We start from the raw sequence: 23054 nt of genomic DNA on the forward strand, positions 1-23054 counted from the left end.
CTCTCGATAATGTTACATACAAAACGCAATCGTTTGTATTTTTACAAAAAAAATATAATGTCACAATTCCATACACTTCATATACAAAGCATTACGCGCGTTACAGAAAAATCTGTGGCAGTAACTTTTGCTGTTCCAGATTCACTTAAAGAAGATTTCAACTTCTCTGCAGGACAATATATAACTTTAAAAACTCAAATTAATGGCGAGGAAGTTCGTCGCGCATATTCTCTTTGCAGTACTCCTCAAGAAGGACTTACTGTTGCGATAAAAGAAGTTGAGAATGGTACTTTTTCCACCTATGCAAACCGTGAGTTAAAGGAAGGTGATACCATGGATGTTCATACACCAGAAGGACGATTTAAAATTGAAAATTCCGCTTTCGCGAAAGCGCAAACCTACGCAGCCTTTGCCGCAGGATCAGGAATCACGCCTATCTTATCAATGATTAAGACTACTTTATCACAGTCTGCAGATAGTAAATTTGTTCTAGTGTACGGAAACCGCACCGAAGAAGAAGCTATGTTCCGCGATGAGTTAATAGCCTTACGTGACCAATATAAAGATCGTTTCTCTATAGAGTTTATTTACTCTCAAACACGAGTAGATGGAGCACATTTTGGACGTATAATGAAAGCTACAGTTAATTTTGTAGTGAAAAATAAATATGCGGCAAATGACTTTAACGAGTACTTCTTATGTGGTCCAGAAGCCATGATTAAAGAAGTTTCTAAAGTGCTTAAGGAAAACGACACCAAAGAAGAAAACATACACTTCGAACTTTTTACAGCAAGTACAGAAGAGGTGACTATTGACGCCAACCTAGATGGTAAAACTGCTATCAAAGTAGTTTGTGACGATGAGGAGTTTGAATTTACTATGGAGAAAGATGCTGTCATTCTTGATGCAGCTTTAGATCAAGACATAGATGCTCCACATTCTTGTCAAGGCGGCATATGCAGCAGCTGCATTGCGCGTGTAACAGAAGGAACAGCAGTAATGTCACAAAACCAAATCTTAACAGACTCAGAAGTAGCCGAAGGATTAATACTTACCTGCCAGGCGCACCCTACCTCAGCTTCGATTGTGGTAGACTATGATGATGTGTAGTCTTTTACGATAACATATTTTTAAAACTCATTAGGTATAGCTACTTAATGAGTTTTTTCTTTTTAAACACTTGCATGTACTTATCATTTGTAGATATATTGCAGGCTTCTTTTTAGGAGAATGAAAATTTCGACAAAAAGATAGCAAGTAAAAGAAATCACTAAACAAATTAAACAATGGATGTAAACCTACAAGAATTCCCAATATTATCTACACTACCAGCTCAAGAACTTCAAGCCCACGTTGATAGCTATATATTGTTTATGAAGACTACCTATAATGTAAGATATGTAGGTTTTGCAGTAGCTGGACTATTTGGTATTTACAACATTTTTATTTCTGGAAAACGTGTTACTTATTCAGAGAAGAATATTATAGAAATGACAATGCTCGCACTAGGAGTCTTAATAATAGCTATACTTATTTGGTTTTTAGTTTCCATTCTTAAGAAAAATGCTACGCTCAAAAAAGGACTTAGAGCAACTGCAGAAAAGCATGCCTTAGATAAAAAATCATTTTTAAAGGAATTTAATAGCCTTGTCATCGCTCAACATGGTGGTAAGGGAGTCTATAAAATATAGCAATCAAGAATATCAACAAACAGCTTATATTCAATTAGTTAATGTTATCTACATTTCATGTAAAACTATTTATATTTATTACATTGATGTTTTAACTGTAAACATCTAATCATGAAACTTATACAATCCCTACATGTCGCTACAATATTTATTTTAACCACATTTTCGCTCTTTGGACAGCAAAGTAGTGTTACCGAGACTAATTTTAATGCTCTTTCCTCTATATCAAATGCTGGAGCACCTAATACTATAGGCACAGCATCAGGAAGTTCGAGTATGTTTTCTTCTTCGCCAACTAATGTTGAAGGGTCATATTACGTATTTGAAAATTGGGAAAACAATGCTGTAATTGAATTAAATAATGGCAAAAAATATGTCTTAGAGCAAAACTTCAATATTAACGCTTATAAAGGTTCATTTGAATCAAAAATATCAGAGGAATCTGTGTACATATTTGAACTTGGTGACATTAAAAAAGTAAACATTAACTACAATCCTTATGTAGTTAAGTATTTTAAGAAAGAAAATAAATTTGTTCTCTTTCAAGAGTTAGGAAATTATAATGGAAAGACATTATTAAAAGACTTCAAAGCAGAGCTTATACAAAGAGGATCAGACCCATATAGGGGTAATTTAAATGATCAAATAGTTATAAATAGTAATTATTACATCTCTCAAAATGATGAAATAATAAAGATAAAACTAAAAAAATCTTCTATTATCAATCAATTTGATAATGAGTCTAATGCAGTAAAAACCTTTATGAAAGATGAAAAGTTATCCTTTAAGGAAGATAATGACTTAAGAAAGCTCTTTAGATTTTTGAATAATTCTTAAGGTTTATAACCCCTGCTTTTTAACCATCATTACTCATTTGCAAAAACAATTACTCTCCCTACTTTTAATCCATGTGGACCTATTACCGTAATGTAACTTTATACGCCGCAGGCATTTGCTTACTGTTTGGGCTAGTTCACGTTCCCGCTAGTGAACGCGTTTCTGTAGGGATAATTACCACTATCATTATTTTTGGAGTTTTTGGCACTGGTTTAGGCGTTTTGGCATTTGCGTATTTTCAGAAGCAGCAATATTATATGTATTATAATCTTGGTTTTACAAAGCGCTATCTGATACTACGTGCATGGGCGGTAAATTTTGTTCTTGCCTGTATACTCACTGTATTTGTTCTTCCCTTTCTATGAAAAATGAACTCAATGTACACGGTCTCTACAAAAACTTTGGAAGGAAAAACATACTCACAGATGTATCTTTTAATCTTAGTACAGGAGATGTCTTAGGACTTTTTGGAAAAAACGGATGTGGAAAATCTACTCTTCTCAAAATTCTTTTTGGAACCCTTAAACCTACGCGCTTAGAGCTTAGCATAAATGATACATCCATAACTCCTAAGACCGTCATACCTGAGCAACTTATTGGTTACTTACCGCAAGAAAGTTTCTTACCCAAGCATTTAAAAGTGAGAGATATTATTCCGCTATTTCATGAAAGTGGTGATGCTCAAGACACCATCTTTAGAGCTCCATTTATTGAGAAAATTGCTTCAAGAAAGGCAGGCCTACTCTCCATGGGAGAAATACGCTATCTAGAATTACTACTTGTCGCAAACCTCACCCATCCATTTTTGATGCTTGATGAGCCTTTCTCTATGATAGAACCGCTTTACAAGGAAAAAATAAAAGAGTTTTTAATTTCGCTTAAAGCGAAAAAAGGAATCATACTCACAGATCACTATTATACAGATGTATTTGACGTTTCTACTAAGAACTTGGTATTAAAAGATGGTGTTGCTCATGAAGTTCATACCTCACAAGATTTGAAAGATTTTGGTTATTTGAAGTGATTTGACTTTCTGAAAATTTGCGCCTTGAGCTACTTGTGTGATCTCTCCTAGCGTCGAGATGACAATCTGTAGTCATTTCGACAGAGCGAGGTACGAGTGACGAGAAATCGCATAAGAGTGAGAACGTTATATGAGAAATTTTAAAACGCTACTTGCGGAGCTATATTCCGAAGCTACTTGTGTGATCTCTCCTAGCGTCGAGATGACAGTTCATTTTTTCGCGAAAGCGTACTTCTATATAAACTTCTTAATAATAGTAGCTACAGGCTCTATAGCAGTCGTTTCTTCTATGGATGGACCTGCTACCCAGACTGTTTTATAAGTAGCACTCTGAGCAGCTTTTGTGGTGTCACGCATTCCTTTTGCAAAGCGAATCGCTTTTACCCACTTCTTAAGTTTCTTATTCTTGTTGAGTAAGCCTTCTAACCACGTTTGCTTAGTCCCTATCTTTTGAACGTAAGGCGTGTTTATGACAGTACAAGGTGTACCAGAAATCTTTTGAGTCATCACGATATCCTTAGCTCCAAAGTCTACACACGCTTGCTTGTATTCTTGAGATACTGGAGCCTCTTCTGATGCTATAAAAGGGCTTCCTATACTTGCTCCTATGGCACCGTAAGACATGGCGCGTTCGAGATCTTGTTTATTTGCAACGCCTCCAGCAGTGATTACTGGAATTGTACAGTTTTCATTAAGTTCTTTTATTAATGCTTCGGGAGCGATGTTACCTCTGTGTCCTCCTGCTTGATTATTTACAGCCACAAGAGCATCACAGCCCATAGCCTCTACCTTTTTTGAATAACCAAGGTCTGTTACATCACAAAATACTTTGATTCCTTTAGGTTTTGCCTGCTCAATCACCATTTGTGGTGATCCTAAGGATGTAATTATAAAGTCTACCCCTAGCTCACAAGCCGCTTCCAGCTGTGCAGGGTATTTCATGTTTGACTTATTTACAATGAGGTTAATACCAAAAGCTCCTCCAGGAACTTTGGCAGCCTTAAGCTCAGTAATTGCAGCCTTAAGCTCATCTATCGTTCTATAATTGAGTGCTGGCACACAAGCAGCAATTCCGTTTTCCATTCCGGCTTTGAGCATCGCTACATTAGATACCAAAAACATAGGTGCCATAATGATAGGATGTGTAATTCCAAGTAAATCTTTTAGGGTAGGTTTTGTTGTGCTCATAACATTCAATTTAAACAAATATAATCAATCTTACTATGCATGCATAATACTTTTAGGCTAGATTATAGTCGTCACTTTATCAACAATATCAATAGGTAAGATGGTTGTCATCACATCCTCATAGCCTTCTGGCACGACGTTTCCATAAATAGAAGTCGGTATTTGTGGATACTTTTTTCTATCTGAAAGTAGGCAGTTTGCTTCTTGATTAAATGGTGCAAATCCTGCATGTGGGTGCGTTACTCCCCACAACGTTATGGTAGGAATCCCATACATTGCTGCTAGGTGTGCATTACCGCTATCCATAGCGATCATACCATCCAGCTGACTGATAAGATTAATTTCTTCTTTGAATTTGAGTTTTCCGGCAACCACCTTTGCCATTGCACAACCTTGCGAAAGGTCTTTAAGTATCTCCACCTCATCTGGCGCTCCAAAAAGGAATAAATTATATTCCTTCTTACCATCTAACTCTCTAATAACTTGTTCCATCAAGTCTAGTGGATATTGCTTTCCTTGATGTGCTGCAAATGGCGCAATGCCAATCCACTTTTTGTGACAACCAGCAGTAAACTCTACAACTTCATTTTGTTTGTTAGGTTTAGGGAGTGGTTCTGGTATAAAATGACGTCCATCTAACCCTTCAATGACATCTTGATATCTAGCTATTGTGGTTTTAAGGGCTTTAAAAACTTTATCTGTACTTCTAGTGAGTGCTTTTTTATCTGGTCTACCTTTATCTAAGCAAACGCTGGGAAGATTAAGAAACTTACGTAGCATTTTTGACCGAATTACATTGTGCATATCTGCTACATGAGTAATTTCTAACTTTTTAAGTTGGCGCGATAATTTCCACATACCGCTTACACCTTTGTGTATGGTATTTACTTCAGCAGCGATAAAAGTTACATTAGGTATTGCTTCTACAATAGGCCTAAAAAAAGGTTTTGAAAGAAAAGATATTTTTATTTCTGGGTTCGCTTTCGCGAAAGCGTAAACCACAGGCACTGTCATCGCAACGTCTCCCATTGCAGAAAGACGAATGATGAGCATGTGTTTTTGTTGAGCCATTATACAGCCGGACTTGTGAAGGGTTTATCGATTTCAAACTAAAACCTTCAACAGATAATTATTTTTTGATGTTGCGCAGTACTGGGTTGAGCTCATCGTCATTGTACATCTTCATCTGCTTGTAGACTTTCATGTACTTATCTCCCTTTGAGATATCCTCAAGTAAGGTATCTATCGCTGTCGAAAGATCTACTCGTTGCTCAAGTAATATGTCAAGTTTTGTTTTACAAGCAGCAAGATGCGTATCACTAGCATCTGTACGAGTTGCTTCCTCGTTCATATGGTATACTTTGAGTGCTAGAATAGATAAGCGATCTACTCCCCAAGCCGGACTTTCTGTATTAATGGTAGCGCCTTCTTTAACCTCAACGCTGTTATATTTTTCAAGGAAATAGCTGTCTATATATTCTACCATATCCGTACGATCTTGGTTAGACGCATCAATCTTACGTTTTAGTGTCAAGGCTGCAACTGGATCAATCTGCGGATCACGAATGATGTCTTCATAATGCCACTGTACCGTATCTATCCAGCATTTTCTGTACAATAGGTGGCCCAATAAATCTTCGCCTTTATCATATTTATTGATAAATGGTTGGTCTACCGTATTTACTAAATGATAGGTGTCGATTGCTTCTTTAAAAATGGCGTTTGCCTTTTCTGTAAACATAAAATTGTTTTCTATAATGTAATTGTTCTATAATGCGAAGTACGTCGGATAACGGTTAAATCTCCTAAAGAATACGTGCAACATGCATTGTTTACAAAGATATTATTTTTTGATTTGGAATTGTTGCCTGCTATAAGTCATAATAGCATCGCTTAATTTATGAGTAAGAATGACGTAATTAAGGTAGTAGATGAATAAGAATAGGTAATAATACGATAAACCATAATAAGCTTTCTTTAAACAACAGGCTCTCCGTGTTTTCTAGATAATTGCTTACAATAATGGTCATTACGGGTATAATAAAATACCACTCTGCTCCTGTTTTTGTGGTTGTAAACAAGATTACCAGTAATCCCACAGCTAGTATTCCTAAAACAACCGAGTATCTACTTTTTGATCCCGTAGAAGCCCTTCGTTGTTCGCCTAGATATTTCCAGATGGTCCATAATAATGTCCCTATAAAGAAAGCGATTGCAGCGAGCACCTGTAGATTATTATAAGCTGTAAAATCTAGCGATATAGATTGAAATGATAACGACACCTCAAACGGATCAGCCACTTGAAATAATAAAATGGAATAATAAATCACACTAAAACTCAGTAATGCTAGTAGTGGAATAAACAAATATCTTACTACGGTAATCCTATAAAAAAGAAAAGCAAGGTAGATTGCTACAACATATAACCAGCTAAAATAGAAAGCCAGTGAAGCTAGCAATATCCAGAAAGTCGCATCAAAAATCTTGCGCTCCATGTGTAATTCTGACTTGAAACTGATGATCCTACGCAGAGCGATTAAGATAAAAAACCCCGCTATTAATATGGCGTGATCCTTTAGAGCGACTGGTAATGCTAGGCTAAATGCTGCAAATAGAAGTACTCCATAAGAAGATCGCTTCGTAAGATCATTTTTTTGAGAAACAAAACTTAATATAAACATTGTGAGCACATAAAGTATCCACATACCTATTGTTGTAAATGTGTTTAGCCATGTAAATGGCTCGGTAATTATGTCCCTATGACTAAAAAAAAAGCCCAAGGTCATATATATCAAAACAATTGCAATAGCCAGTGGTTTTGATGACCCAAAAAATCTTGTGAGCATAGCTAGTTTTTTTCCTATTTTTGCAATAACATCTTTATAAGATGCATAATTAAGATTTCAATATTGTAAACATACAACATTATGAGTTTGACAGGACTTTACGAAGGCATCCAAGAATTTGCAGAAGCAACTTTATTTGCACCTTTCAACGCACTTGCAGAATTAGAACTGAGCAACTGGTGGCTAGCTAACGGAATCAACTGGTTCTTTATGCTTATTTGTGCTGCAGCTATCGTATACTGGGTTATGGAAATCAAAAAGTATGACGATAACGATACAGAATACCGCGAGGCAAAAGCTCACGGTTTCTTAGGTAAAAACAGCGAGCTAGAAAGCAACCTTTAATTTACTATAGGTCAAAACCTATATCTGTACGATAATTCATCCTACCAAAATGTAGTTTTTCTATATTCTGGTAGGATTTTTTTATGGCCTCTCTGTAATCTTCATGGAAGGAAGTGATGGCAATCACTCTACCACCATTAGTAACTACTGCGCCATCTTTTTCTGTAGTTCCTGCATGAAAAGCTATAGAACCTTCAATTTTTTCAAGCCCTGTAATTACTTTTCCTTTGTCATATGCCTCTGGATATCCACCAGAAACAAGCATCACTGTTGCCGCACTTCTAGGATCTAGCTTAAACTCTTGCTGGTCTAATGTTTGATTATCAACCGCTTTAAAAAGTGATACAAGATCAGACTGGATACGTGGTAATACTACCTCTGTCTCAGGATCACCCATGCGTACATTGTACTCAATTACCTTGGGGTCATCTCCTACTTTGATAAGACCAATAAATATGAATCCCTTGTAATCTATATTTTCTTTAGTAAGACCATTAACCGTAGGCTTAACAATACAGTCTTCTATTTTTTTCATAAAAGTATCATCTGCAAATGGCACTGGGCTTATTGCACCCATTCCTCCGGTGTTAAGTCCTTTATCACCTTCACCTATGCGTTTGTAATCTTTGGCAGTAGGAAGCACTTTATAGTTTTTACCATCTGTTAGCACAAATACACTAAGCTCGATTCCGTCTAGAAACTCTTCAATCACTACGGTTGTACTTGCATCGCCAAATTTACCACCAAGCATACTTGCTAGTTCCTCCTTTGCCTCATTAAGATCTTCTATAATTAAAACTCCTTTACCCGCCGCAAGACCATCTGCTTTTAATACATATGGAGGATTTAAAGTTTCTAAAAAAGCTTGTCCTTTCTCTAGTGTTTCTGCTGTAAAAGCTTCGTAGGCAGCCGTAGGAATATCATGAGCGATCATAAATTCTTTTGCTCGCTCCTTGCTTCCTTCAAGTTCTGCTCCTTCCTTGCTTGGGCCAATTACAGCAACGTTTTTAAGAGACTCATCTGCTTTAAAGAAGTCATATACTCCTTGCACAAGCGGATCCTCAGGTCCTACAACAACCATTGTTATTTGTTCCTTAATCACTAAAGCTTTGATGGCTTCAAAATCGGTTACGCCTATGGCAACATTCGTTGCAATTTGAGCAGTACCTGCATTACCTGGTGCAACAAAAAGTGAATCACATTGCTCGCTCTGTGCTAGTTTATAAGCAAATGTATGCTCGCGTCCTCCAGAACCTAAGATTAAGATATTCATTATGGTATATTTTGCGTTTAGACAAAAATAAATGTTTGTATTTTGGCTCCCTAATTAAGACGATGTGAATTTATTCAACTGGGCTTTAAAAATGAAAGGATTTGATACCGCTTTCGCGAAAGCGGAATTGCAACGTATCATAGACATCCCAGAAAATCAGTATGCGGCTTATATATCTGAGCAGAAAAAAAAAATTGTTACCCATCACGAAATCTATAATTCATTTTATAGAAATCTTCTTACTAAAAGAGACGAAAAAGATTGGGAAACACTGCCAGTGCTAACAAAATCAGATTTACAACAGCCTCTTGAAAATAGACTTTCTCAAAACTACGACCGCAAGAGTGTATACGTGAGTAATACTTCTGGTTCTTCTGGACATCCTTTTATTTTTGCAAAAGACAAAGTTGCTCATGCCTTGAGCTGGGTCAGTTTTCAACATAGGTATAATTGGTATCATCTTGATCTGGATACGTCAAAACAGGCCCGTTTTTATGGAATCCCTCTCAATAAAATAGGATATCGGAAGGAAAGGCTCAAGGACAAACTAGGCAACAGATATCGTTTTCCCATTTTTGATCTTTGCGAGCATAAGCTTGCAGATATGGTTAAGAAATTTAGCAAGACACCATTTGATTATATAAATGGCTACACAAGTAGCATTGTATTACTTGCTAAGTACTTGAAAAAGCACCAACTTATACTCACAGATGTTTGTCCTACTCTTAAGGCATGTATTGTCACCAGTGAAATGCTATTTCCTGATGATTTACAGTTAATGGAACAACAATTTAATGTCCCTATCATCAATGAATATGGAGCCTCAGAAGTAGGACTTATAGCCTTTCAAAACAAGAAGAATCAGCTCGAGATAGACAGTGAACTGTTATTTGTCGAAATTCTTGATGATAACGATAAACCTGTGCCTTACGGTGTTGTAGGGCGTATTGTTATTACGTCTTTTTATAACAAAGCACACCCTTTTATACGCTATGATATAGGTGATATGGGATCTTTATCACCGCAGAGCACACTTAAAAAACCTATTTTAGAAAACCTTCAAGGTAGAACAAGTGATATTGCACGTCTTCCTAGCGGTAAAGTAGTTCCTGGCCTCACATTTTATTACGTGACCAAAAGTATTATAGAGGAAGATGGCAATGTAAGTGAGTTCATTATTGAGCAAACTGCTCAAGATTCCTTTACATTTATTTATACCTCTGAAAGACCACTAAATGCTCACGAGAAAATAAATATTGAAAAGGCTACCGCCAAATATCTTGAAGATGGGCTAAAACTATCCTATGAAAAAGTAGCTATCATGAACCGTAGTAATAGAGGAAAGCTCAAACAGTTTACATCTCTAGTCTCTTAGACATCGTATCGCTGTATCCACTTAGGTCTCATTACAAAATACTCCCAGAAAAAGCGTACTAAATATAGGGTGGCTGCTACATGAGAATATCCTAGGCAAGTTTTGTAAAACTGGTAGTTGTACTTAACAAGATTTAATTTATTTGAGCTCATTGAGCCTTCACGTACTCTATAAAGAGCTAGGTCTTCTTTTAAACCTAAGGCTGGTTTCCCGCTCTTCTTTATAGCATCTAACCACAGCGCCCAGTCTTGTCTTTTTCTAACATCTGGAGCGCTTATTTTGCCTATTGAGGTTTTGTTGTAAATACCTGTGAGATTTCCCACATAGTTATTACTATGTTGTTTCTTATAAGTGAGTTCTGGTAATGCCACGATGCGTTTTCCAAGTGGTTTTCCATTTTCATTAATATGCACATAGCTGGTATAAGAAACGTCACAACTTGTTTCTTGCATGAAAGCAATTTGTTTAGATAACTTTTCTCGATGCCACAGGTCATCAGAGTCTAAGAAGGCTATAAACTTACCTTGTGCAGCTTCTGTTGCAATGTTGCGGGTGTGTGCGGCACCACTATTTCGCGAAAGCGTAATAAGTTTAATTCTATTATCAAGAGCTATTAGCGCTTTTACAATTTGAACAGAATCATCTGTTGAGCAGTCATCAACGATAATTTGCTCCCAGTTTTGATACGTTTGTGCTTGAATACTCGCGATAGTTTGAGCAATAAAAGGTGCTGCATTATATAGCGGAGTGATAATTGAAACCAGTGGTTCTGTGTCTTTTTTAGTAAGCTTTGTCATCTCCTACAATAGCTTTGTAAATAGTATTAAAAACAATTTTAATATCTAAAAAGAGTGACCAGTTTTCTACGTAGAATATGTCAAATTTTACGCGGTTCACAATATCTTCATCGGTCTCAATTTCTCCTCTATATCCACTTACTTGCGCAAGGCCTGTAATTCCAGGTTTTATAAAGTGACGTACCATAAATTTATCTATGCGCTCCGCATACATATGTGTGTGTCTCACCATATGCGGTCTAGGCCCCACCACAGACATATCTCCCTTAAGAACATTTATAAATTGTGGCAACTCATCCATACTCGTTTTACGCAAGAAGCTACCTACTCTAGTAATACGACTATCATTTTTACTCACCTGCTCAATATCTGCCTCTTCATTATCTCTCATAGAACGAAATTTATAGCAGTAAAACTCGTGATAATCTAATCCATTACGCTTCTGTTTAAAAAACACAGTTCCTTTAGAGTCGAGCTTTATTAAAATAGCAAGTAAAGGTGTGAGCCATGACAATATTCCTACAAGCACGGCCACAGAAAGAAAAATATCAAACGTCCGTTTAATAAACTGATTAAGTGGTTTATCTATGGGGATAGTACGTAGTGATAAGATAGGAGTAATCCCGAGGTATTGATACTCTAGTTTCTTTGTGAAAATCTCGCGACTGTCTGGAATGAATTTTAATATCTTAAGATTGTTATCTGTAAATTCAGATATTTCTCTCAATTCTTCATTTGTAAACTGCTCTACTGAGCAGTATACCTCATCTACATTGTGCTCTAGTATGTAATTAAATATGCTATCAAGAGAAACACTTGAGTCTTTTATATCAAAGGTGCTACTCACTACATAGCCATACCTTTTATTTTCATCAAAAAACTTTTTAAGCTCCTTGACTTGGACATTCCAACCTAAAATGACAACACGACGATGGTTACCTCCTAAAACAGCCCTGTATGTTTTCAACAAGTAAAATATCCCAAATTTATTAATACCTATACCTATAAAAACATATAATACATATAGAAATACGTCGACAGGTGATGCATCTATTTTTTGAAATAGCCCAAAAAATGCAAAAACAAGTAGCGCAAAAATGAATAACTGTAGTAGTAAAAGTGAGACAATGCGTGTGGGCTTTGTGTATCTATATACCTCATAAAAATCTGACTTAATTGTTGAAAAAATCCAAGTCGTCGTGATATACAATGAGAACACCACAAAATTTTCATTCATGATAAGGCACACCTTAGCGAGTAATAAAATAATCACTAAGTCTATGCCATAAATTGCGGGCCTTATATAAAAGGAATATCTACCTACGCGTTGCGCCATACTTACTTGCGTATGTGTTTTGAAAAGTCTTTATGTTCACTTTTGTATAATTGCTCTTGAGATAAGCTTTTAAAGTATTCAAACGTCTTTCTCATGCCTTCCTTGCGGTCTACCTTAGCCTCCCAATCTAATATTTCTATTGCTTTTGAAATATCAGGTTTACGTTGCATAGGGTCGTCTACTGGTAAATCTTGATAAATAACCTTTTGATCTGTTCCAGTAAGTTTTATAATCTCCTCAGCAAAGTCTTTTATCGTGATTTCATCTGGGTTACCTATGTTTACTGGTAGTGCATAATCACTCATTAACAGACGGTAAATCCCTTCTATTTGATCATCTACATAGCAGAAAGAACGAGTCTGTAAACCGTCACCAAATATCGTTAGATCTTCTCCCCTGAGCGCCTGTCCCATAAATGCAGGTATTACTCTACCATCATTGAGTCTCATACGAGGTCCGTATGTATTAAATATACGTACGATACGAGTTTCTAGACCGTGAAAACGATGATAAGCCATCGTGATAGATTCTTGAAAACGTTTTGCCTCGTCATATACCCCTCTAGGTCCTATAGTATTTACATTACCGTAATAATTTTCATCCTGAGGATGCACGAGTGGATCACCATAAACTTCTGATGTTGATGCAATCAAAATTCGGGCATTTTTAACCTTAGCCAACCCTAATAGGTTGTGTGTTCCTAAAGAACCTACTTTAAGTGTCTGGATAGGAATTTTAAGATAGTCTATAGGACTTGCTGGTGATGCAAAATGCAAGATGTAATCGAGTTCACCAGGTACATGTACAAATGTTGTAACGTCGTGATGATGGAACTCAAATTGCTCTAATTTAAAGAGATGCTCAATGTTAGACAGGCTACCAGTGATAAGGTTATCCATACCAATTACATAAAAACCTTCTTTAATAAATCTATCACATAAATGAGACCCTAAAAATCCTGCAGCACCCGTAATTAAAACTCTCTTCATAGTTGGTTGATTAATCTATACAGACTTAAAAATCTGTGTTCGTAAAAATAAGGAAGTATTACCTGCTTGTAAAGCCTAAGCCTTATAACCTACTCAGGGTTTGAGAAAATTTCTCTAAAATAGGTTTCCTTGCAAATTTTTCAAGTACATACTTTCTCGCAGCTGTACCTATAGTCATAGCTATTTCTGGAGTCGAATTGAGAGTCTCTAGCTGGCTCAATATTATATCTACATTAATAACGGAGTTATAATATCCACCATTTGAATCTTTTATAATCTTAGCTGGCTCTGCGTCTGGGTGACCGGTGATGATAGATGGTCTAGCACTAGCCATCATACCTAGAATTTTAGAAGGCATAACCGTATCTACAACTTCGCCTTTTTGAAATAAAATATGCACATCTGCACTAGCGAGTAAACTTGACAATTCTATAAATGGAACTGGTGCGTAGAATTTTACCTTAGTGTCTTTTAGATTTTCCTTGAGAACCTCCATTTTTGCCCCTGCCCCTACTACAATTACTTCAAACTTATTAAAATCTAATGCTTTAACAACATTAGTAAATAACTGCCAGTCTTGCTTATCTCCCACATTTCCAGAATACAAAACACTACACTTATCATGAGAAAAATAAGGATGTGCTTGTGATTTAGATGGATCACTCTCGGCTGCATCAATCCAGTTAGGTAGATAGTAAGTTTTGGAAGTGGTTTTCTCTTTAAGTTTGGCAAGCATTGTTTGACTTATAGTGCTTACATAATCTGCTTTATTGAGAATACTACGCTCTAATTTCATCAAAGCTTTATATGCCATACTTTTACTTTCAACTCCAGAGGCAAGACCCGACTGAAAAGCTGCGTCAAATTCAAAATCTTGAATGTGAATCCAGTGTTTTGCGCTACGCTTTCGCGAAAGCGTATTACCTAACCATGCACTACTCGTAAAAGGAATTACAGAGATTACAATGTCACACTCTGTAATCTGTTTGAAATTAAAGCGTGATCCTATGGTAAAATCGGCTATGTGGATAACGCGCTTTAAGAATGTAGGCTCCTTGGGAGTAAACTGCTTATATCGATATATATCAATGGTTCCATTCTTCTCATGCAGATAAGTTCCTTTGTTTTGATATGATTCTGCTATCTCCCATTTTGGGTAATAAGGAAATGCTGTAATCACCGAAAGCAAAGCACCTAGTGATTCCAGATATTCTGCTAGTTGTGTGCTGTAAAGTCCTATTGCCGTGTCTTCTGGATAGAAGTTTAAGGAGATAAGCGTGATATGTTTGCCTTGTAGGTTATTCAATACGATCTTTTATAATGATTGCTGGTGTACCTGTGCAGATTTTTCCTGCTGGTAAATTTTTAAAAACACTGCTTCTAGCACCTACCACAGTACCATCACCTATTGAAACTCCAGGTGCCACATAAACATCTGTAGCAATCCAGCATTTTTCTCCTATAGTGATAGGGTGTGCTTCTATTGCAAAACTGGGAGAATGATAATCGTGTGTTCCTGTACATAAGTAACTGCGTTGTGACACCACAGCATTTGCACCTACAGTAATAGGTCCCAGTGTGTATAACGCCACCTCATCACCTATCCAGCAGTAATCACCTAGGACTAATTTCCAAGGATAGGTAATCTGAGCAGTGGGTCTTATAATCACTTTCTTACCCACTGTTGCTCCAAAGCATCTTAATAAAAACCGTCTCCAGCCGTATAAAGCCTGCGGAGAGTTTCTGAACAAAACAACGTACACAATACGCCATAATTGTACTATTATTCCAGACTTACCTCTGAAACCTTTAGGGGTATTATATGATTTTAAATCTTGATATTTCACTAGCTTTTAAAAATATTAGTAAGCCTTTCTGAAAAGGCTGTTATCGTAAAATTTTCATTAAAATAATTCACATTACCTTCTCCTATTTCCTTGATAGAGGAAACATTGTTTACAAGGTACTCCATCTTGGCCGCTAGACCTTCTACCTCTTGCTTTTCTACAAAAAAACCGTGTTTACCATCTTCTATCACATCTACAATCCCGCCTTGTGTGGTGGTGACTATTAATGATCCTGTTGCCATGGCTTCAAGTATGGAAATAGGTTGTCCTTCCATAGCATAATATGTAGGTAATACAAATACATTACCCCACTCAAAAAGTTCTTTCTTTTCTTTTCCGCGCACGACTCCTTTGTAATCTGTGTTTTTGAGAGTGAGCAGCAATGGGTTTACTTGAGACCACATTTCGGCAGTAACTCCACCTCCTATCTGTGCATGAAATGGCACTCCTTTGTCTTGAAGAATTTTAAGTGCTTTTAAAAAGACTAAAATACCTTTCTCCTCCATCAAGTTACTCAAATATATAAAACGAGGTGCAGTATAGGTCTTTGTGATATTTTCTTGTAAATATTCTTCGGCAAAATTAGGAAGTACGTGTATAACCTTGGGCTGTAAAAATGGAGTGAGATTAGCAACTAAAGATTGAGACAGTACAATCCCTGTAGTTGTTTTCGACATTAAATAATGTACAATTCTTTGTTGCACACTACTCATTTGTTCATATGCAGTACCTAGATGATTACCATGTATGTGGGTAATTATACGCTTTCGCGAAAGCGTACCAACCCCAATAAACAAGGCGTATTTAAGAACACCAAAAAAGGTCTGTCCTGGTGTTATATATAAAATATCGTTTGAAAAAACTTTGAACGCTGCTGTATTATACTTGAGATTATGCCAAAGTTTTTTAAATGAAAAACTTCCTAATTTTTCATCTAGCTCGCTAAGTGATGTATTAACTACAGTCACTTTGAAACCTGCCTTAATTAACAATTTACTTGCTACCTGGTTTGCCAGTGAGACCCCGGTGGTGGGCTCTGGAAAAGGGCCTACAATAAGTATTTTTTTATTAGTCATTAATAGGTGTGGCAAATAAGGTTTTGGCAGAAAGAAAATTAAAAAACAACGAGAAGTAAATGACCCCTGATTCTTTTTCAAAAATATTATCTGTGAGCATCATTATGCTATAGAATATGATTACCAAGATCAGTAGCTCATTATTGAACCTAACGGCAAAGATAAAATTTAAAACGAGTGTAGCTAAGAAAGCAAGCAACGCAATGAGACCTCCTATAAGCAAAAAACTAAGAAACTGATTGTGGGCATTATATCCTCCTTCTTCTAGTAGTTTGGTTTCTAAAAGCTCGTATCTCTCTGTGAGCACCTCGCGGTAATCTCCAACACCATAGCCAGCTATAGGACTTTCTCGTATAACATCTAAGGCTATTCCATAAATGGTAAATCTAATGTTTGTAGAAGTAGGAGCTCCCTGGGTAATGGATTCAATATTTTTAAATTCTAAAAATTTATCTCGTGTGCGTGGTATAGTAATCATCAATACCAGTAGACCTACTATTAGAAAAGCGTACGGTTTTACTAAGCCTTTATTATGCTGAAAGAGCACAAAGACAAAGGATACAACCATAAGTGCTATAATAGATCCCTTCTTTGCATAGAGTAATAAAAACAATACTAGTACAAGGTTTATAATAAGTAGTCCAACGATTTTCCATCGTGATTTTAGGGATCGAAATATGTATATGGAGAATAGTAAAGCAGCACTACAATGCATTCCAGAATAAATAGGATGAATTTTATATTTACCTACATGGATTTTCATGATCATAGGAAAGTGCATAAGCATCTCATCAAAGCTATAATGCGTTATATAAAACCATAAAAAAGATATAACGTTAAACAAAGCAACAGTAACGATATATACTGCAAAGTATCTTTCTAGATGAGTATGTAATCGCTTAATGTCTTCTCGAGAATACATTGCAAAACAGAGTGGAAAGAGTATTAACGATAAAAATATGGTGAGCTTTTTTATGCCAAATTCAAAATTGTCACTGTAGAGTAAAGTGCTCGCTACTACGATATACACAAGTCCATTTACTATAAAAAAACGAAAATTAAATGTGTTCTTACTTTTAAAAAAATGTAGTATTGAAACTACAGCAAATAGACCTATAGCTATAGACTTTGCATTAGAAGGTAGTAATACAGATGCAAATAATAGAAAGAGAGCACCTTCCGGTAATCTTAAGCTTTTTTGATGTGACTTTGCTTCCATTTTTGTTGATTGATTATTCCTTGTTTGATAAAATAATCTAATATTTTGGCAATACCCATAACTCCAACGAGGGTTCCTACGTAATATGAAAATCCATTTGCAAAATCACCTCTAAGAAAGAACACAAGATGAATAGCAAAATAAAAAGCCATCATCTTTTTCAGTAAGATACTACTTTGTAACCAAGTAAGTAAGTAAACAAGTGTGTACGCTAATGCTATTGCAAGCAGTATAACTCCCATTACTCCAAAGTTAATATAACCTTCTGAAACCATGGGGTTAGATAGATTACTAAAATTAAAGCCATAACTATCTATAAGGTGCTCTCCTACAAGTTGCCCGGTTGTTGTAGGTTTATCTGGCCATATTTTGCGTGGCACGAAAAACAGAAAGGCACTTAACAATTGATATCCGTATGAAAATCCCTCATACTTAACATAATCTATGGTGGCTACAATATTTATAAATGCATCATAGTGTAATGTATTAAAAACCTCTCCGATACCTTCTCCCTCAAATTCGTCTAGAAGCAATCGAGGTTGTATAAAAATCTCACGTAAAGATGACCTCACATGTGTAATTATTGCAGATAATGGAAATACAATAATCATTGTAAAAAACATAAAAAACATAGTTTTCACATTGCTATTAAATATTCCAGGTATAAAGAGGTAAATAATTGATATGTAGATAGGTCCTAAAGCATTTCGCTTTTCTACTAGCGGGTTTTTAAACCACAACAAGAGCATTACAAAGATCATAAGTACTAATGCTATTGCCAATAAATTTTTTGACGAGCTTTTTGCATTCTTGTAATATTGCACTGAAAGAATAATTCCTCCTAACGGAACTACAAATAGTAGTTTTTTCCATAATAGCAATGCCGTCGTTCCAACAGAAAACGATGTCTGTCCTGCTCTTGAAATCTCACTTATCACAAAATCATAACTTGCTATAAAAACGAATAATGATATTCCTAACAACCCTATTAATACCAAGGGTAATCTTTTATCACTCTCTATGTTATGTTTTACGACTCTAGTTTTTCTAGTTTTTTTAAGCAATGTATAAGTCCCAAAGAAGAAAGTAGTAAATATAACAACAAGCACATTTGCATAAATAATACCTCTAGGTGTATAAGGGAGGTTTGTAATAAAATCTGCATTCTTATTACCTATCACCCGCAGTTGCAATATGGGCGCTATTATGAAAAATAAAAAGTTAAAAACAATATACACAGATATAAAAGGAGAGTACTCTTTCTCCTTATATAAATGCCACCAGAGAAGTGTAAATAGCACTAAGTTACTCACAAAAAAAGATGCCCATACCTCTATCTCTGTTGCAAAATTTGCAAATAGAAATGTGCTTATTACTATATAAGCTCCAAGGAGCACTGCTTTTCCCAATTTACATTTTATATTTAAGTCAATATCATTTGCATTTACCCACAAAGACATGTCTGTTTACAGCCAGTTCCTCATCCAAGATATATTCAAAACGCTCTCTAAAGGCAGAATCAAACCACTCTAAAGAGTAGTAATCAGGAGTTTTAGGAATATTGTTCATATCACCAAAATAAAGACCTAAAGGCATAAATTCAACTATTACATAGTTGGCTGAAAGATTCTCTAATGTATCAAAAATATGATCTAATGAAACATCCTGGGTAAGTATCAAATGATGTGTGACTGCTAACGCTATTACTACATCGCCTTGAATTCGATCAACAAAAGAAGATGTATTATGGCGCTGGTTAGGTCTCACAAAATCATGTACTAGAGTTAAATAATTGTCTTGACTACCATTAACTTTAAAATTTTGATCAAGCGCATTCTTATCATAATCTGTAGAAATCATTGTAGACAGATGCGTATTGTTAATCAAAAAATTAGCAAATTTACCTTGGTTTGACGCTAGTTCAACAGCGCTAGTTGCATCTGCCATGTGCTTAGTTACGATTTCCTTAATCCTTAGAAAACGTTTGTCATTTTTTGGATCTTTATCATCATGGTAATCCTTCCAGTAAGAATCAAATGAGCTCCTGTCAATTTTACCAATGAGTTTACGGGCATGCTTTGTACTATAGTTGTTCTGAAATGCCTTTTTAAATCGTATGAGCTTTTCAAAGTGCTTATGATTACCATATTTATCAATGACTCTAGAATAACGAGCAGACGCTAGTCTACGTTTACTAAATCTTATATGGTACAAGAGATTTGAAATACTTTTTCCAAAAAGACCTGCATAGCGGTACCTTAAGTTAAATAGATCTTTATCGTTATAAAATCCATTATATAAAAAAATGTTGTTGGGAACATCTGCATAGCCTTTTTTGTAAAGAAATAGAGGAATATAAAATGAGTTATAAAAATTAGAAAAGCCAGACCAACTATTTTGGTTTCGAACATCTCTTTTTATAAAACTTCCAAAATCAACATAAACAGGCTTATTCATCATAAACACGACATTATAGGCGTGACTATCAAAAATCTCATACCCATGCTTAAAAGCAATCTCGTTTGCGTCTAAAACTACGTTTGCGGCTTTATGTAACATTGAAAAAGACCACTCATAAGGGTAGTTCCAATATTCAATATACTCATGTTCAATTACTAGTTTATAACCTTCTATCTCAACGTCAGATATCCATGTATTAACAAATAATTCTTTCTCAATAAGCTCACTTATCAAGCCGCAATCAAACATATCCTCTACTTGAGAGATATACTCATCGTTTACAGCTCTAAATATTCTTTTTCCATAAAAATAAAGTGTACACATCTGATCAATAGAAAAGTCTACAGTTTTAAGGTTTTTTACTTTTAAAGGAGTACTCATAATAGACGTGTCCATGTGTTTATATTGAAAATATTTACAAACGCTTTGGTTTGTAGCTTAAAGTTTTCTCTTGTTTTTTTAAACAGTGCATTAATCAAATATCCTGAAATTGCATAAGAGATAAGTGTTGCGTAGGCCGCCCCAACTAGTCCATACCACTTTATGAAAAAGATATTTAATGTAATATTTATAATTGCTCCAACAACCAATCGTATACTGGAAAATTTTTCTAGATTTTCATTTAGATAATATCCCCAAGACCCATTACTCAAGAAAACAAAAACAATTGACCAAATATATAGAACTAGAACATCACTACTATCACTGTATTCATTTCCAAATAGCAATGGAACAAAGAAGTGTGCAGATAATGTATAAATCAAAGAAACTACTATTGCTATCTTAATAAGTAAATCGTAAAGCTGTTGGAGTCTTTTTAAAAATAAATCCCGATTGCTTTTTCTAATATTTACAAGTGATGGAAAAACTGATTGTGTGATTGCAGCTGTCACAAAAAGCCATATTCCCGTTAGTTTTACTGCCACGCTATATATCCCCAGTGATTCTTCACCTAAAATTTCCTTAATCATGACTTGGTCAATTTTCATGTATAATGCAGCTGCAACAGAACCTATAATTAAAAACCAACTTTTACTTAATAACCTTTTTGCCCAATAGGTTTTAAATTTCCACAGCCATATAGAAAGTCCTGAAACATGATAAGCAATAATATAACTGAGAGATATAATAATCCATTCGGCAACAATTACATAACCAAAGTAAATTAAAGGTGCTTTTGAAAAAATAAGGAACACCTTAACCGCAGCAACAGCACCTACTGCAACGATGTTTCCTATAACCGTGTATTTACTACGTACATTGCTCTGAAAATAAAAATCAATCCCCTTAAAGCTTTGTAAGAGTATGCTTGACGCTATCACAAATATCATTGTATTTGTGAGTGTTGTATGATCTAAAAACTGAGTTGCACCCACTATGAGACTAAACATCACAACAAATCCTAATAGCCTTAATCCTAACGTAGTCCCAAGAATTTCATCTCTACTAGAACTATTATTTACAAGCTCTTTTGTAACTATTTGGTCTAAACCTAAAGCCGCAATTGCAGCAAATAGATATACAAATGACTCTGCATAGCTTAATATTCCAAAATCGCTAGGACCTAAGTACCTAGCAATCCAAATGCCTATAAAGAAACCATCTAAAACACGTAGTCCTTTCTCAAATAATATCCAGACAGTATTTGAAAAATAGCGGCGAACATTAGCCTCCGCTAAAAATTGTTTCTTACCAAACATCTACAGGTTTCCTAGATACCAATTATATAATCTATTAACTCCATCCTCAAGCGCTACCGTATGTTTCCATCCTAAACTATTAAGCTTTGTAACGTCTGTAAGTTTGCGCGGGGTTCCATCTGGTTTTGAGCTATCAAAAATTAACGCTCCTGTAAAACCTATCGTTTCTTTGATAAGCGTTGCTAGCTCTTTTATAGAGATATCCTCACCTGTGCCTATGTTGATGTGTGTATTCCTTACTTCGGTGGTGCTTCCTTTTACATCGTCAAAACTTGTGTTTTCTAAGATATGTACACAAGCATCTGCCATATCTTGACTCCATAAAAATTCTCTTCTGGGCGTTCCTGTTCCCCATATCTCAACACTTTCGGCTGTGACACCAAACTTTTCTAGTATAGGTTGCGCTTTCGCGAAAGCGGAAACATCAAGATCCTTACAAACCTCATCCTTCCTTCCTTCAGACAGTAGTTTTGCAAGGTGAATTTTTCTAATCAATGCTGGTAGCACGTGAGATTTCTCTAAGTCGAAGTTGTCATTAAATCCATATAGATTAGTAGGCATCACCGAAATGAAATCTGTTCCGTATTGCAGATTATAACTCTCGCAGAGTTTAATACCTGCTATTTTTGCAATAGCATACGGCTCATTTGTGTATTCTAAAGCGCCCGTAAGTAGCGCCTCTTCAGGCATGGGTTGCGGTGCATTTTTAGGGTAAATACAGGTACTTCCTAAAAACAATAACTTCTTAACTCCGTGTACATAACTCTGATGAATCACATTATTTTGAATCATGAGATTCACGTACAGAAAATCTGCTCGGTAGGTATTATTTGCAATAATCCCTCCCACTTTGGCAGCTGCTAGAAAAACATACTCTGGCTTTTCTTGTTCAAAGAATTGTTGCGTTGCAACAGTATCTGTTAAGTCAAGTTCCTTGTGAGTTCGCGTGATTATATCCGTATAACCTTTCGTTTCAAGTGTATTCACAATGGCGCTCCCTACTAGACCGCGATGTCCAGCAACAAATATTCTAGCGTTTTTAGGTATTGGT

The 23054-nt window shown here is 35.8% G+C and carries 22 protein-coding genes; 6 read left to right on the plus strand and 16 right to left on the minus strand.

Translation table 11 applies throughout. The features are described from left to right. The first annotated feature begins 57 nt into the window (after positions 1 to 57). The 4 genes from ACJJVW_RS06850 to ACJJVW_RS06865 all read left to right on the plus strand — a co-directional run bounded on the left by ACJJVW_RS06850 (position 58) and on the right by ACJJVW_RS06865 (position 3552). Complete coding sequence (locus tag ACJJVW_RS06850; protein WP_013750708.1) at positions 58 to 1110, plus strand: ferredoxin--NADP reductase; 1053 nt, start codon at positions 58 to 60, stop codon at positions 1108 to 1110. Between the two features lie 176 nt (positions 1111 to 1286). After that, entirely contained in the window at positions 1287 to 1691 is a 405-nt protein-coding gene (locus tag ACJJVW_RS06855; RefSeq protein ID WP_405251157.1) for a hypothetical protein, read from the plus strand. 111 nt (positions 1692 to 1802) lie between these two features. After that, the gene (locus tag ACJJVW_RS06860) at positions 1803 to 2528 is read left to right on the plus strand and encodes a hypothetical protein (protein ID WP_405251158.1); all 726 of its coding nucleotides are present in this window, start codon (positions 1803 to 1805) and stop codon (positions 2526 to 2528) included. A 361-nt stretch (positions 2529 to 2889) separates the two neighbouring features. After that, a complete protein-coding gene (locus tag ACJJVW_RS06865) occupies positions 2890 to 3552 on the plus strand; it encodes an ATP-binding cassette domain-containing protein (protein ID WP_405251159.1) in 663 nt (220 codons plus the stop codon). 234 nt (positions 3553 to 3786) lie between these two features. Here ACJJVW_RS06865 and ACJJVW_RS06870 read toward each other — a convergent pair whose 3' ends face one another. The 4 genes from ACJJVW_RS06870 to ACJJVW_RS06885 all read right to left on the minus strand — a co-directional run bounded on the left by ACJJVW_RS06870 (position 3787) and on the right by ACJJVW_RS06885 (position 7586). Then, positions 3787 to 4740, minus strand: a complete 954-nt coding sequence (locus ACJJVW_RS06870) for a nitronate monooxygenase family protein (protein WP_144782520.1) — start codon at positions 4738 to 4740, stop codon at positions 3787 to 3789. 57 nt (positions 4741 to 4797) lie between these two features. After that, the gene (locus ACJJVW_RS06875; protein WP_405251160.1) at positions 4798 to 5811 is read right to left on the minus strand and encodes a glycosyltransferase family 9 protein; all 1014 of its coding nucleotides are present in this window, start codon (positions 5809 to 5811) and stop codon (positions 4798 to 4800) included. 58 nt (positions 5812 to 5869) lie between these two features. Continuing rightward, complete coding sequence (locus ACJJVW_RS06880; protein WP_339846204.1) at positions 5870 to 6481, minus strand: DUF4254 domain-containing protein; 612 nt, start codon at positions 6479 to 6481, stop codon at positions 5870 to 5872. Between the two features lie 178 nt (positions 6482 to 6659). After that, positions 6660 to 7586 carry a hypothetical protein gene (locus ACJJVW_RS06885; protein WP_405251161.1) on the minus strand — a complete coding sequence of 309 codons (927 nt, stop codon included), beginning with the start codon at positions 7584 to 7586 and terminating at the stop codon, positions 6660 to 6662. Between the two features lie 81 nt (positions 7587 to 7667). Between ACJJVW_RS06885 and ACJJVW_RS06890 the strand changes: the two genes are divergently transcribed. Then, entirely contained in the window at positions 7668 to 7931 is a 264-nt protein-coding gene (locus tag ACJJVW_RS06890) for a DUF6341 family protein (RefSeq protein ID WP_108877437.1), read from the plus strand. A gap of 4 nt (positions 7932 to 7935) precedes the next feature. Here the strand turns inward: ACJJVW_RS06890 and purD are convergent, their stop codons facing one another. Beyond that, positions 7936 to 9204, minus strand: coding sequence for a phosphoribosylamine--glycine ligase (gene purD / locus ACJJVW_RS06895; RefSeq protein WP_405251162.1), 1269 nt, complete (start codon positions 9202 to 9204; stop codon positions 7936 to 7938). Positions 9205 to 9295: 91 nt separating this feature from the next. Between purD and ACJJVW_RS06900 the strand changes: the two genes are divergently transcribed. Then, positions 9296 to 10579 carry a phenylacetate--CoA ligase family protein gene (locus tag ACJJVW_RS06900; RefSeq protein WP_298323858.1) on the plus strand — a complete coding sequence of 428 codons (1284 nt, stop codon included), beginning with the start codon at positions 9296 to 9298 and terminating at the stop codon, positions 10577 to 10579. Here ACJJVW_RS06900 and ACJJVW_RS06905 read toward each other — a convergent pair. The 11 genes from ACJJVW_RS06905 to ACJJVW_RS06955 all read right to left on the minus strand — a co-directional run bounded on the left by ACJJVW_RS06905 (position 10576) and on the right by ACJJVW_RS06955 (position 23050). Next, complete coding sequence (locus tag ACJJVW_RS06905) at positions 10576 to 11376, minus strand: glycosyltransferase family 2 protein (protein WP_298323444.1); 801 nt, start codon at positions 11374 to 11376, stop codon at positions 10576 to 10578. The genes ACJJVW_RS06900 and ACJJVW_RS06905 overlap by 4 nt on opposite strands. Continuing rightward, positions 11360 to 12712 carry an undecaprenyl-phosphate glucose phosphotransferase gene (locus ACJJVW_RS06910; RefSeq protein ID WP_298323442.1) on the minus strand — a complete coding sequence of 451 codons (1353 nt, stop codon included), beginning with the start codon at positions 12710 to 12712 and terminating at the stop codon, positions 11360 to 11362. Before ACJJVW_RS06910 ends, ACJJVW_RS06905 begins: the two co-directional genes overlap by 17 nt. 2 nt (positions 12713 to 12714) lie before the next feature. Further along, on the minus strand, positions 12715 to 13701 hold the full coding sequence (locus ACJJVW_RS06915; RefSeq protein WP_339846190.1) for a UDP-glucuronic acid decarboxylase family protein: 987 nt from the start codon (positions 13699 to 13701) through the stop codon (positions 12715 to 12717). A gap of 82 nt (positions 13702 to 13783) precedes the next feature. Then, positions 13784 to 15007: a WcaI family glycosyltransferase gene (locus tag ACJJVW_RS06920; protein ID WP_339846187.1), complete on the minus strand. Its 1224-nt coding sequence runs from the start codon at positions 15005 to 15007 to the stop codon at positions 13784 to 13786. Then, the gene (locus ACJJVW_RS06925; RefSeq protein WP_405251163.1) at positions 15000 to 15548 is read right to left on the minus strand and encodes a putative colanic acid biosynthesis acetyltransferase; all 549 of its coding nucleotides are present in this window, start codon (positions 15546 to 15548) and stop codon (positions 15000 to 15002) included. The genes ACJJVW_RS06920 and ACJJVW_RS06925 overlap by 8 nt, the downstream gene beginning before the upstream one ends. Beyond that, positions 15548 to 16624, minus strand: coding sequence for a glycosyltransferase family 4 protein (locus ACJJVW_RS06930; RefSeq protein ID WP_405251164.1), 1077 nt, complete (start codon positions 16622 to 16624; stop codon positions 15548 to 15550). Before ACJJVW_RS06930 ends, ACJJVW_RS06925 begins: the two co-directional genes overlap by 1 nt. Then, positions 16617 to 17843, minus strand: coding sequence for an O-antigen ligase (locus tag ACJJVW_RS06935; RefSeq protein WP_298323432.1), 1227 nt, complete (start codon positions 17841 to 17843; stop codon positions 16617 to 16619). The genes ACJJVW_RS06930 and ACJJVW_RS06935 overlap by 8 nt, the downstream gene beginning before the upstream one ends. Next, the gene (locus tag ACJJVW_RS06940) at positions 17813 to 19303 is read right to left on the minus strand and encodes an O-antigen polysaccharide polymerase Wzy (protein WP_405251165.1); all 1491 of its coding nucleotides are present in this window, start codon (positions 19301 to 19303) and stop codon (positions 17813 to 17815) included. The genes ACJJVW_RS06935 and ACJJVW_RS06940 overlap by 31 nt, the downstream gene beginning before the upstream one ends. Further along, a complete protein-coding gene (locus tag ACJJVW_RS06945; RefSeq protein WP_298323429.1) occupies positions 19278 to 20699 on the minus strand; it encodes a hypothetical protein in 1422 nt (473 codons plus the stop codon). The genes ACJJVW_RS06940 and ACJJVW_RS06945 overlap by 26 nt, the downstream gene beginning before the upstream one ends. Then, positions 20681 to 22003, minus strand: coding sequence for a flippase (locus ACJJVW_RS06950; RefSeq protein WP_298323427.1), 1323 nt, complete (start codon positions 22001 to 22003; stop codon positions 20681 to 20683). Before ACJJVW_RS06950 ends, ACJJVW_RS06945 begins: the two co-directional genes overlap by 19 nt. Next, on the minus strand, positions 22004 to 23050 hold the full coding sequence (locus tag ACJJVW_RS06955; RefSeq protein ID WP_405253067.1) for a GDP-L-fucose synthase family protein: 1047 nt from the start codon (positions 23048 to 23050) through the stop codon (positions 22004 to 22006). It lies immediately after the preceding gene. Positions 23051 to 23054: the final 4 nt, after the last annotated feature.

This window comes from Dokdonia sp. Asnod3-C12 (genome assembly GCF_045063975.1).
In the GTDB taxonomy this organism is placed as follows: domain Bacteria; phylum Bacteroidota; class Bacteroidia; order Flavobacteriales; family Flavobacteriaceae; genus Dokdonia.